The sequence below is a fragment of the Sodalinema gerasimenkoae IPPAS B-353 genome, assembly GCF_009846485.1.
GTDB classification, from domain to species: Bacteria; Cyanobacteriota; Cyanobacteriia; order Cyanobacteriales; family Geitlerinemataceae; genus Sodalinema; species Sodalinema gerasimenkoae.
The window spans coordinates 545,824-557,404 of record NZ_ML776472.1 but is presented as its reverse complement, the minus strand read 5'-3'; the positions used below and the strand labels follow the sequence as shown (position 1 = coordinate 557,404).

The 11,581-nt window shown below is 51.4% G+C and carries 12 protein-coding genes; 6 read left to right on the top strand and 6 right to left on the bottom strand.

From position 1 onward, the window contains the following. The first annotated feature begins 6 nt into the window (after positions 1–6). The 3 genes from L855_RS02450 to L855_RS02440 all read left to right on the top strand — a co-directional run bounded on the left by L855_RS02450 (position 7) and on the right by L855_RS02440 (position 1,024). Positions 7–225: a FeoC-like transcriptional regulator gene (locus tag L855_RS02450; protein ID WP_159783753.1), complete on the top strand. Its 219-nt coding sequence runs from the start codon at positions 7–9 to the stop codon at positions 223–225. Positions 226–347: 122 nt separating this feature from the next. Continuing rightward, positions 348–644: a type II toxin-antitoxin system TacA family antitoxin gene (locus L855_RS02445; RefSeq protein WP_159783751.1), complete on the top strand. Its 297-nt coding sequence runs from the start codon at positions 348–350 to the stop codon at positions 642–644. Next, the gene (locus tag L855_RS02440; RefSeq protein ID WP_159783749.1) at positions 635–1,024 is read left to right on the top strand and encodes a GNAT family N-acetyltransferase; all 390 of its coding nucleotides are present in this window, start codon (positions 635–637) and stop codon (positions 1,022–1,024) included. Before L855_RS02445 ends, L855_RS02440 begins: the two co-directional genes overlap by 10 nt. A gap of 246 nt (positions 1,025–1,270) precedes the next feature. On the opposite strand, the gene L855_RS02435 is transcribed toward L855_RS02440, so the two are convergent. Next, positions 1,271–1,504 carry a transcriptional regulator gene (locus L855_RS02435; protein ID WP_159783747.1) on the bottom strand — a complete coding sequence of 78 codons (234 nt, stop codon included), beginning with the start codon at positions 1,502–1,504 and terminating at the stop codon, positions 1,271–1,273. Positions 1,505–1,660: 156 nt separating this feature from the next. On the opposite strand from L855_RS02435, the gene L855_RS22655 reads away from it, so the two are divergent. The 3 genes from L855_RS22655 to L855_RS02420 all read left to right on the top strand — a co-directional run bounded on the left by L855_RS22655 (position 1,661) and on the right by L855_RS02420 (position 3,706). Further along, complete coding sequence (locus L855_RS22655) at positions 1,661–1,888, top strand: type II toxin-antitoxin system RelE family toxin (protein ID WP_159790911.1); 228 nt, start codon at positions 1,661–1,663, stop codon at positions 1,886–1,888. A gap of 143 nt (positions 1,889–2,031) precedes the next feature. After that, a complete protein-coding gene (locus L855_RS02425) occupies positions 2,032–2,511 on the top strand; it encodes a TspO/MBR family protein (protein ID WP_159783745.1) in 480 nt (159 codons plus the stop codon). A 34-nt stretch (positions 2,512–2,545) separates the two neighbouring features. Further along, the gene (locus L855_RS02420) at positions 2,546–3,706 is read left to right on the top strand and encodes a succinylglutamate desuccinylase/aspartoacylase family protein (protein ID WP_159783743.1); all 1,161 of its coding nucleotides are present in this window, start codon (positions 2,546–2,548) and stop codon (positions 3,704–3,706) included. A gap of 9 nt (positions 3,707–3,715) precedes the next feature. Here L855_RS02420 and L855_RS02415 read toward each other — a convergent pair whose 3' ends face one another. From L855_RS02415 to secD, 5 genes are all read right to left on the bottom strand, one after another. After that, positions 3,716–6,289: an HD family phosphohydrolase gene (locus L855_RS02415; protein ID WP_159783741.1), complete on the bottom strand. Its 2,574-nt coding sequence runs from the start codon at positions 6,287–6,289 to the stop codon at positions 3,716–3,718. A 217-nt stretch (positions 6,290–6,506) separates the two neighbouring features. Continuing rightward, the gene (locus L855_RS02410; RefSeq protein WP_159783739.1) at positions 6,507–8,483 is read right to left on the bottom strand and encodes a sensor histidine kinase; all 1,977 of its coding nucleotides are present in this window, start codon (positions 8,481–8,483) and stop codon (positions 6,507–6,509) included. A 141-nt stretch (positions 8,484–8,624) separates the two neighbouring features. Then, positions 8,625–9,047, bottom strand: a complete 423-nt coding sequence (locus L855_RS02405; RefSeq protein ID WP_159783737.1) for a hypothetical protein — start codon at positions 9,045–9,047, stop codon at positions 8,625–8,627. Between the two features lie 80 nt (positions 9,048–9,127). Beyond that, positions 9,128–10,096, bottom strand: coding sequence for a protein translocase subunit SecF (gene secF / locus L855_RS02400; protein WP_159783735.1), 969 nt, complete (start codon positions 10,094–10,096; stop codon positions 9,128–9,130). 51 nt (positions 10,097–10,147) lie between these two features. Then, a complete protein-coding gene (gene secD, locus L855_RS02395; protein ID WP_159783733.1) occupies positions 10,148–11,566 on the bottom strand; it encodes a protein translocase subunit SecD in 1,419 nt (472 codons plus the stop codon). Positions 11,567–11,581: the final 15 nt, after the last annotated feature.

Below are 11,581 nucleotides of genomic sequence, written 5' to 3'. Positions count from 1 at the left end.
GTTGAGATGATTTTACGAGAGGTACAGGGCTATTTGGCTGAGCATCAGTCGGTGTCGTTGGCGGATTTGGTGAATCATTTTCACTGCGATCGCGATCTGTTACGGCTGATGCTGAAGAAGTTGATTCGTAAGGGACGGGTGCAACAGTTACCCTGTGGTGAGCGTTGTGGGGACTGTCACCATTGCGATCCTGATCAGTTTGAGTGGTATCAGTTTATTCGTTAGGGGGTTTGGGGTGCGATCGCCGCGTTTGAATTGGGGTCGATCCAACTGGGATGTGTTGACATTGCCCATACAAAACCCGTAGATTGAGTTAGGAGTCTCCTATTCAGAAAGAGGTCAGCGCGATGCACAGCTCCGCTAGTGACGGTTCGGGTAGCCAGACCCTCGATGTTACAATCAATATCCGAGCTAAGCAAAGCCAACGAGATCTAATTGATCATGGGGCTAAAGTGCAGGGCAAGAGCCGCTCGGAGTTTATGCTTGAGTCATCGTATCAGAAGGCGCAAGATGTTCTTCTTGAACAGACGTTCTTCGGGTTAAATGAACTTAAATTTAAGCAGTTTGTGGTGTTGCTAGATGCGCCACCGATCCAGGATGAAAAGCTGCACACATTACTGACAACTAAGGCTCCGTGGGATTAGATCGAGATCAGCCTAAGCTTCGCCCACCTGAGAAACTCAATTCGTCCCACGATGTTCAAAGCTTTAACTCAGGGAATCGTCAGCTAGATGACTGGCTTAAGCGTCGTGCTCTGAAAAATGAGGTCGGAGGGGCTTCACGCACTTATGTTGTTTGCGATGGCGAAATCGTCATCGCCTATTACTGTCTCGCCAATGGAGCTGTTCTGCGTACTCTCCAAGCGGCTGAAATTGCAGGAATACGCGCAATTCTAGTCCATGCTATCTCGGATGATGCGAAGCGATTTTATGAGACCTGTGGTTTCACGGCTTCACCTGTTGATCCAATGACACTCATGGTCAAGGTTAGTGATGCCCATGCTTCACTGGGTTCGCAAGCCTGAACGTTCTTGAGTGTTTTTTAGGATTTGGGGTAGTGCTTAATCGGTGATGATCGAGAGGTAATATCTGGAACACGACCTATTCGTTTCATGATCATTTTAACAAATTCATCATTATCCCTAGCGTTCTACCGATATGCAAAGTTCCGATTTGGGTACAATCAGCCAGTTGAGCTAATGAGCAATCAAACCAATGGGGATCTTCCGTTAACATATCCAGAATCACATTGCTATCCACGAGGAAATCCATCATTCTTCACCCCACGTTAAGTTGAGAATCTCATCAGTGGTCATATTCCCCGTGGCTTTTCCCCGCAGACTGGCGATTAAATTGGCTTCTTGAGGCGACTGGTTTTGATACCGCCAAGCTAGAAAGTCTAAGAATATTTTGGCTTCTTCCAGGGCGGGTTGAGGTAGGTTGCGTTCGCGCGGCGTCTCGGAACGAGAAAGGATAGCTAGTATTTCGGTTTCGGTGGTTGGCATAACACCACAGTTTTAGGATAGCCCCTCTATTTTACCCCATTGCCAACCCTCAGAAACCCGGTTTCTTTTTCAGCGGCTCAAAACTCAGTTTCTTCCCTGAAAAAGTGAGAAGTCGGCAATGAGTCTTATCAATAATTACTCCATCCAAAATACAGAATCAGCGGCTCCAATGTCTGTAAAGGAAATTATGCAGGCTATTACCGCTACCGCATAGGTAACTACAGGGTTTTCTACTCAGTAGAGAATAAATTAATTAAAGTGTTTGTCATCGCGATCGCCCATCGCCGTGAAGCCTATGACCCATACAGAGAATCTGAGAGAAACCGGGTTTCTTTTTGTTACCTATATTCCAGTCTCAGAACACCACTTTACCTAACCCATTGAAATTGGGGACTTCGCCTAGTTTCATGACGACACCGGTCAATCCGAAATCGGGTAAAACCCCCTAAAAAGGATAGAATCACAGAGAACCCCCCACTGTCGAACGATTTACAGTGGGGGAATATGCTTAACTGGCTTTGCTTCCTATGTCACTTCCCGCTTGGCTGTTGATTCCCCTGGCGATGATCCTAATTGGTGTCGGCTGTAACCGCGTCCTGTCCGCTAATAACTTACGGTGGTTTAATCGCCTCCAACGGCCTCGGTGGCTCACCTTTGAGCGCTTGATTCCCCTGATTTGGACAGTTGTCTTTATTGGTGTGGGCTGGTCAGCGGTGCTAATCTGGAACCAGAACCCCGGTTCTACCAATAGCTGGGTCTTGTTGGGATACTATCTGGTCTTAGAACTGGTGACGCTCTCCTACACCCCGATTATGTGCCGACTAGAGAGTTTAAGAGCTGGAACCTTAATTGGGGCAACGGGTTGGCTGTTAGCCATTTTACTGGCGATCGCCATTCAACCCCGTTCCACCCTGGCCACCCTGCTGCTGTTCCCCTATCTAATTTGGAGTCCCATCGGTACCTATACGACCTGGGCCATGATCCAATTGAACCCCGATGATGCTTAAATCATCATCATGATGGATATCTTGCTCCTGCCCTATGATTCCAGATATTGAGTCCCTTGACATCGCTCATCTCGCCTCAGGAGATACCCTCGCCATCCAGGTGTATAAATTCCGAGGGGCAACTCTAGGTAAAAAAGCTTATCTACAAGCCAACTTACATGGCGCAGAACTCTCGGGAAATGCAGTCATCTACCAACTAATTCAGTTTTTGTGCGACCTCGATCCCTCACAACTCCATGGAGAAATTTGGCTGGTTCCCACCTGTAATCCGTTCGCCACCAATCAGCGATCGCACCACTACGCCAGCGGTCGCTATAACCCCTATACAGGCACAGATTGGAATCGAATTTTTTGGGATTATGAAAAGGATATAGAAGAGCAGAGTCAGTCCTCAATTGCGGAATTTGCCAAAACTCAACTTCACCTGAATTATCAACACATTCAAAATAACTTTTATCAGCAACTCAAGGGTCGTTTCCAGGAATTAAAAGAAGTAAAAAATAGAGCCTCAGGACTTCCCTTTGAAGACCACTACCGCTATCAGCTCCAATCACTCTGTTTAGACGCAAACTATGTTTTAGATTTACACAGTAGCACCAATCAATCCTTAGATTATCTTTACTGTTTTCAAGGGCGAGAAGCAAGCGCCAAATACTTCTTGCTTAACACCGCCATCCTCCTCGATCGCTATGACGGCGATGCCTTCGACGAAGCATTTATGAAACCCTGGTTAAGCTTAGAAAAACAGTTGGCAAACTTAGGAAAGGTCGTTAAATTTGACCTAGAGGCTTGGACGATAGAACTCGGTTCTGGAATGCAAATCAACCCCGATTCCGTCTATCGTGGGGTTCGAGGCATTAAAAATTACTTAGTCAGCAAAGGGATGCTAGATATTCAACGCTTCCCCCTCATTCAAACTGCCTCCAAAACCGTGCAGTTTTTCCCAAAAAGCAAAAGTCAAAAATACTATGCCAAACAGGGAGGAATGCTACAATCTCGGGTTCTATTGGGGACTTGGGTCACGTCAGGACAACTTCTCTATCAACTCTTAGTCTTCAACCGAGAGGGGCGTTTACCGCAATTGGTCGATGTCCATACCGAAGAATCAGGATTGGTGTATGACCTCTCTAGCAATGCCTCAGTCAACCAAGGAGAGTATATTCTCGAAGTGTTAACCCAGCCCAATCCCGCTTAAGGGATAGGGCTATTTATTCGATAAAACGGCTTTCGGATAGGCAATTCGTTTGTGATTAAACTGCTGCCACACCTGGACAAAAATCTCAGCAATCTTACCCATTTCCGCCCGCGTCAATCCAGACTCCACTAATTGATTATCCTGCCAGCGAGCGCGAAGAATCTTATTCACCATCGAGAGGGCATCATCTGGGGTGGCATCCTTGAGCGATCGCAGCGCCGCCTCACAGGAGTCGGCTAACATGACAATTCCCGTTTCTCGGGACTGAGGAATCGGGCCGTCATAGCGGAAATCCGCATCATTCACCTCACGGCCATTCGTATGTTTTGCCTGGTAATAGAAATAAGCAATCAACATCGTCCCCTGATGTTCCGGGATGAAGGCTTGAATCGCTTTTGGAAGGCGGCTTTTACGCGCCATTACCAGTCCTTGGGTGACGTGCTTTTTAATAATAGCGGCACTTTTCCAGGGGTCATTAATGCGATCGTGCTTATTCGGACCCCCCATCTGGTTTTCCACAAAGCCCTGAGGGTCGTGCATCTTACCAATGTCATGATAGAGAGTGCCCGCCCGCACTAACTCCACATTACAGCCGAGGGCCTTCGCCGCCGACTCCGCCAGGGTCGCCACAAACAGCGTATGTTGAAAGGTTCCGGGGGCCTCCGCCGCCAGACGTTTCAGGAGAGGACGATTGGGATTCGATAATTCCGCCAAACGGATGGGGGTCACCAAATCGAATAGATGCTCCAAATAAGGACTGATTCCCAAGACCACAATACTCCAGGCCACGCCCCAGAGTCCTTGAATGAGAGCCGTCTCCAACAACAACGACCACAGCGGACCCGTGCTGCCTTGTAACAACAGTCCAATCACCGTTAGCACTAGGAACGTCAGCCCCTGGGCCAAGCCAACTCCCACCCCTAACAGGGCTAACTCCTCGCGCGATCGCAGCCGTCCCGCGATCGCCCCTCCGAGGGCCCCACTAATCGCACCCGCAATCAGATAGCCCAACTCAATCTCCAAGCCAATGGGCAAAATCAGGCTCAACAGGGCCACCACCGTCACTCCCATCCAGGAGCCATAAAAACTGCCCACCGCCAAACCAATCGCTGGAAAACTGGTGGTGGGGGACCCCAACAGAACCATCACTGGGGCGCTCAGGGTTAACAGAAGAATCAGCAGGCGATCGCCATTACAAATTTTCGGATGAACCCGTCGTTCAACCACCCCATACAGAGACACCGCCACAAACACTGTGCCCCCAAAAGCAATCCAGCCAAACCAGTTCACTGGATCGCGGCGCACCAAATCAAAATGATCCAGCAGCACAAACTGGCGCTGCGTAATCACCTCATTGGCCTCCACAATCACCTCGCCCGCATCAACAGAGATATAGACCGCTTCCTGAGCCTGGGCCGCCAACTCCGCCCGTTCACGGGTGCGATCGGGATCCGTCACCAAATTCGGTTCTAGAGCATTCATCAACAGAGCACTCATCAAATGACGAATCTGAGCATCCGGCAACGCCAACGACAGTTGCATCTCCACCGAATCTTGTAACATCGTGGGCGGAACCCCAGGAGCAATCCCCTGAGACAACATCTGTCGTCCAATCTGTAAGGTAGTGTTGCGAGTTTTTTGCCAATCCTCCGCCGACAAATTCAGGAGTGTATTGGTATACACGGGCCGACCATTCGAGTAGGAGACCTGCGACAACTGCTCCAGAGCCTGAGCATACCGCTCACGAGCCGCTTCAACCCCACTGACGACCCCCTCAAACTCCTCCTCACCAAGCCGTTGCGACACAGCCAACAACTGCTCGATGGACTGATTCATAGGGCTAGTCTGAGTCTGCAAGAGATTCGATAGAACCTGAGAGGCACCACTGACTGCTCCCAAACGAGTCGCTTGTAAAATCTGTTCTCGACGATCCTCAACCACCTCCGGCTCCGCCTCAACCAGGGATGACATTTCATCGAGAGGGGAAGCCGGCGCCTCAGCCGCCAGAGCCTGGCTCTCCTCCAGGCGTTGGGAGAGAGTCCATTGAATGGCCCGCCATTCCCAATTTGACGCATTACGCAGATAGCGTTGCACCTCCTGAGAGAGAATCCCCGTATCCACATACGGAAAATCTCCCACCTCTTCTCGCAAGCGATTCCCTTGCTCAAGATAGCGTTTCACCTCGCTGAGCACCCGCTGATTAATCACCGGATCGCCCATCAACACCGGAGACGTCCCCAAACGAGCACTACGGCGGCGTTCTTCTGTCGTTTTGCGATCCTCAACCTGATCCGAGCGGGGGGCCACCAAAGTTTGTGGCGCACGACTGCCCACATCCAGTTTCGGTTGATTATAAAAGCGTTGCCCCAACGCACCCGTCAAGCAGAACACTGCCACCACCGTCGAGACGGGGCCAGATACATTGAGCTTACGAGGGCGGTTGTCGAGCCGAGCCGCTGACCCCTCAGTACCGGCAGCATCACCCGCTGGATTCAGCTCCACAGGATGGCCTGGCGTGCGGCCATCACGCCAGTGATGCCACTTACGCTCAATGCGCCGAGTCAAAAATTGAAGTGTCTTCATAGGGAAATCGGCTGAGTGAGACTCCGAAAACCTCACAGCCTCTATTATAAAGTCGTGCTGTGGCGAGAGCTGAACATTAAGGGCGTGACCCACGGACGAGAGTCTGTCAAAACAACCATAACCAAACAACCATAACCAATTCTTTAACAGGTGTACCAATCGGCTGGACTGGAGAGGAACCATGGCATAGCCCCCAACAAGCCAAGGTTTCACCTCATCAAGCCTCTAGATCTGAGTCTCCCTCAGTTAGGGTAGAGGTCTTCTCTAACGATACATTTTTCTGAGCAATGGGCAACTCCAGCGTTACCGTAGTTCCCGAACCGACCCCAGGACTATCGAGGCGAATCGAGCCGTTCATCATATCCATTAAGTTACGTGAAATCGCCAAGCCAAGACCGGTTCCACCAAAGCGGCGCGTTTTTGAGCCATCGACCATCACAAATGGCTTAAATAATTTGTCCAAGTCCCCCGGGTCAACACCAATGCCGGTATCAATGATATCAACCACCACTCGTTTGCCCCCATAATGGGCCCCATTTTCATCAGCCGCCACCATCACCACCCGAACCTCAAGGCGAATTTCCCCAGTTTCGGTAAACTTGACAGCATTGCCAATAGCATTGAGTAACACCTGTTTGAGTTTGGCGGCATCGGCCCGAACCCAAATCGGCTCATCACTCTCAACGTTAGCGGATAAGGTTAACCCCTTATCGCGCACGGTGGCTTGATTCAATTCTATGGCCTCATCAATCAACTGCATCAGATCAACGGGTTCAATAGCCACGGAGAGGGTTCCGGCTTCGATTTTGGAGATGTCTAAAATGTCATTGATAATTCCCAACAAATGAACCGCCGCATCATCGGCCCGTTGCAAAAACTCCTGTTCCTCGGCTTCGTCGTCGCAGAAGCCGTCCCGTACCAGCCGTAAACTGCCGATGATGCCATTGAGGGGAGTCCGCAGTTCATGGGAAATGGTGGCTAAAAACTCACTTTTGAGGCGGTTGGCGTTTTTGGACTCGTTCCAGGCATCTTCGAGTTCCTGGGCCCAGGTTTTCAAGCGTTCGATCGCCCGATTCAGAGCTTTTGAGAGTTGGTTAAACTCTTGAATAAAGAACTTCGCCGGCATTGGCTCTGAGGCAGTGTTGCACTCAATATTGCGGGCATATTCCCCCAATTTTTCCACGGGACGAGCCAAGTCCTGGGCCAGATAGAGGGTGGCAATGAGGTTTGCCGCTAACAACCCCAGCACGAGGTTAAACATCACCTGACGAATTGGTTCTAGTCCGGCTAAGGCATTATCGAGAGGGGTGATGGCTAAAACCACCCAGCGTCTTTGACGATCATCTCCATCTAGGGAAGAGATAGGAGAATCAATGGCGGTATACCCGCTGAGGAGTTCTTGTTGCGGACTGGTGAAGGAGGACAAATGTTGAAAATCCTGGTTCCCAACCAAGGCGTTCCCCATCAGATTTTCAAGCCGTTCGGCATTGGGTTGACTTTGAATGGTATTGCCAATCAAGGTTGGCATCGGATGTTCTAGGATTACCCCCCATTCATCAATGACAACGGTGGAGCCTGTCAGGGAGCCGGCACGATTGATCGGTTCATCGGGTTTTTCTAGAACTGAGCGTAGACTAATCACATAGGACGGCTCACGGCTATCTTCGAGATAGATGGGGGCACTATAGGTGATTTCTGTCTGTTGATAATTGCGGGAGTCAGGACGGGGCAGGGAACTAAATGCTTGGGCAATGTCAGTTGTGACGAAGAGCCGCCGGTCAAGGCTGATCTCGGAACCGCTCCACCAGCCTTCTGGAGGAGGGGCAAAAATGTTCTGGTCACAAGTTTGGGCGATCGCCTCTTGAGTTTCCAGATTAGTCACTTGCAAACATTGGACTGTATCGGGGAGTTGTTCCCCGAAACTCTCTAAAAACTCTTGGACTCTGGGAGCAGATCCCGACTCCAAAGCCGCCGTTTCGCTAGCAAGCCGCAATTGGGTGGTCAGGGAGTTCGCCTGCTCTTGAATACGATTTCCTTTACGGATGGCACTTTCAGTCAAATTCTGACGGGCTGTTTCTAGTAGGCTAGAACGAGCCTTGCGGAAGGTCACATATTGTCCGATCACGAGGACGGGGACACTCAGCAGGAGAATCCGCGACAGCAAGATGCGGCGAAAAGAAGTCGGACCGAACATAAGCGCAGGTAGAGATTTGGGAAACTTGACGTTTCTCAGGGCGCGAAGTGCCATCGTCAAAAACGTTGAAGGAGTCAGGAGCATTGCAGGAGCCCCGCCGAGGTGCCCAAGGCCAGCCATGACACCTGCATGGCTTTCATCTTAACGTCCTGATGTTGACTTTTTCGAGGGATCTGGGTCAGTTGTTGAGACGACCACCCATTTCCATAAGGGATGTTTGGAGCCGTTGGCACGAATTCGCCAGAGTTGATGTTCGAGGCGCCGGCGTTCTGGATTGGGCATTCCCCAAATAATATTGCGACTCTGCCAGACTAATACTGAGAGAGTCCAACCGACGCAGAGTCCTAGGCCCAGGGTCGGCCAAAGATGCGATCGCAGGGCATACCAGACGGCCACCCAGGTAAAATGCTCTAACCACAGAGAAATCTCCCGGCGCAAGGCCCAGAGGCTGAGGCTACCCACGCTCAGCCAGAGGAAGACCACAAGAGACCAACGGGCAAGGACGGTTAAACGATGGAGGCGCTGGAGTTGAAGCTGAAAGAGTGATAGTTGGGGGTCTGACATGACAAGTTTGGCTCAATCTAAAACACCCCGCATCTTGATTATTGCCCGGATTGGCCCATTTACATCGAGATTGGCTGAGATTAAGATTCCTCGACTGGCGCCACAGTGCTATCCACAGGGGTCTCGGCGGCAGGCTGGGGATGGTTTTTCCGCCATAGAGCCAGGGCTGCGCTGGCGATGAAGATACTGGAGTAAGCCCCCAGAATAAAGCCAATAATCAAGGTTAGGGCAAAGTATTTTAAAGTTTCGCCGCCAAAAATGAAAATGGCCAACAGAGGTAAGACCGTGGTAGCGGTGGTGTTGATGGAACGAGTCAAGGTTTGGTTGACGGCATCGTCGACAATGTCGTTAATGTCGTCATCGGGGTTAAATTTCAGGGTTTCCCGCACCCGGTCATAGATGACAACGGTATCATTGACGGAAAAGCCGACAATGGTCAACAGCGCCACAATAAAGAGGCTATCGGCTTCAAAGTTGCCCAGCAGCCCGAACAGGGCAAACACGCCGATGGTAATCCAGACATCATGAAACAGGGCCACGATCGCAAAGAGGGCGTAATCAAGCTGAAAGCGAATGGTCAGATAGCCGACAATCCCCAAGCTGGCGACGAATAAGGAGAGTAAGCCCGATCGCAGCAAGCGTCGTCCCACCGTTGGCCCCACGGTATCAATTTGGGTTTTCTCAGGGTCAAATGCCCCGAGTTCTGCTTCTAGGGCGGCTTCGAGCTGCAATCGCGCCTCCACATCTAAGTCCATGGTCCGCACCACGAGTCCCTGTTCGTTTTCCCCGAACTCCTGAACGTTGCTTCCGAGTCCCTCGGCGGCCAAAATACGGCGGGCCGCTGTGACATCAATGGGGTCATCACAGGCGTTAGCGATGTTACAGTCTCGCTCCAGCTGGAGGCGGGTTCCTCCCGTGAAGTCTAAGCCAAGGGGCAAGGGAGCGCCAAACTGGGCGATGGACAGTCCCATCGTGAGGGTGCTAATGAGGGCGAGAGCGATGGAAATCGCCCACCAGAGGGTTCGTTGTCGAGTTACGCTCAGTTTCATCGTCGGGATGGGGGCTGGGGGTGCAGAGTGGGAAGGGCTGATGATCGGTCTCTAACTTTTGGCCAGGGGAGGTTGCAGGTTAGGACAGAAAAATTCAGGTTTTTTCAGGTCGGGTAGGGTGAGGACGTAGAACATGAGGCTACGACTACAGGTGATGGCCGTGAACATACTCACCCCTACACCAATGGCAAGGGTTACTGCAAATCCTTTCACTAAACCGGCCCCGAACCAAAATAGGGCTAAACAGGCAATCAGGGTGGTGACGTTACTATCTAAAATACTGGAGAAGGCGCGATAAAAGCCCGACTCTACGGAGCGATAGAGGGTTTTGCCGCCTCGCAGTTCTTCTCGGGTTCGCTCAAAGATGAGAACGTTGGCATCGACGGCCATGCCAATACTTAAGATAAACCCGGCAATCCCCGGTAGGGTTAAGGTCACCCCTAGCAGGGCATAACAGGCAAGAGTGAGGATGGCGTAGATGGTGAGGGAGATGTTGGCGATCGCCCCGGGCAGGCGATAATACACCACCATAAAGACCAGCACCAAAATCAGACCTCCCACCCCAGCATAGATGCTGCGACGAATACTATCTTGTCCCAGGGTGGCGCCAACGGTGCGGTTTTCGACGATTTCCACGGGAACCGGGAGGGCCCCGGCCCGCAGTTGGGTGGCCAAGGTATTGGCATCTTCTAGGCTAAATTGACCGTCAATGCGCGCACCTCCACCGCTAATGCCGGTTTCGGCGTATTCCGCCCCAACCCCTGGGGCGCTAATCAGTTCATCATCGAGGAAAATCCCTAAGCGTCGTCCGGTTCCGGCAATGTTGCGGGTGAGTTCGGCAAATTTTTCGCCCCCTTCCCGGTCAAAGTCAATGACGACGCTCCAAACTCCGTCAATGCGGGTGGAGGTTACATTGGCATCTTCGAGGTTTGTCCCCGTCAGTCCAACCCCTTGATAGAGGCGGTTGTTTAATTCCTCGATTTGCTCTTCTTTGTCAGCAATGGCTTGTTCAGTGGCCGCCAGTTCTGCTTCGCGGCCTTCGCCGATGAGTCGTTCTTGTTCTTGGAATAATTCTAGGAGTTCTTCCTGGCGCACCTGAAGCTGAGCTTGGACTTCCGGGTTGCTGATTTGCTCACGAAATTCGAGTTGGGCGGTTCCCCCCAAAACTCGTTCGGCTTGGGCGGGGTCACTGACCCCCGGAAGCTGAACAGAAATGCGATTTTCGCCAACGGTCTGCACCAGCGGCTCACTCACCCCGAGACCATCAACGCGGTTGCGTACCACCAGCAACACCGCCTCTAGGTCGCGATCGCTGATGACGGGGATTTCTTCCGTCGGCTGCGCTTCAATGGTCAACTGAGACCCCCCTTCTAAGTCCAACCCCAATCGCAGGGGCACTTGAACCAGAATGACGATCGCACTCACTAACAGAATGAAAATCAGGATTAGGAGAGATTGTTGACGACGCATAGCACAGAGTTAGGA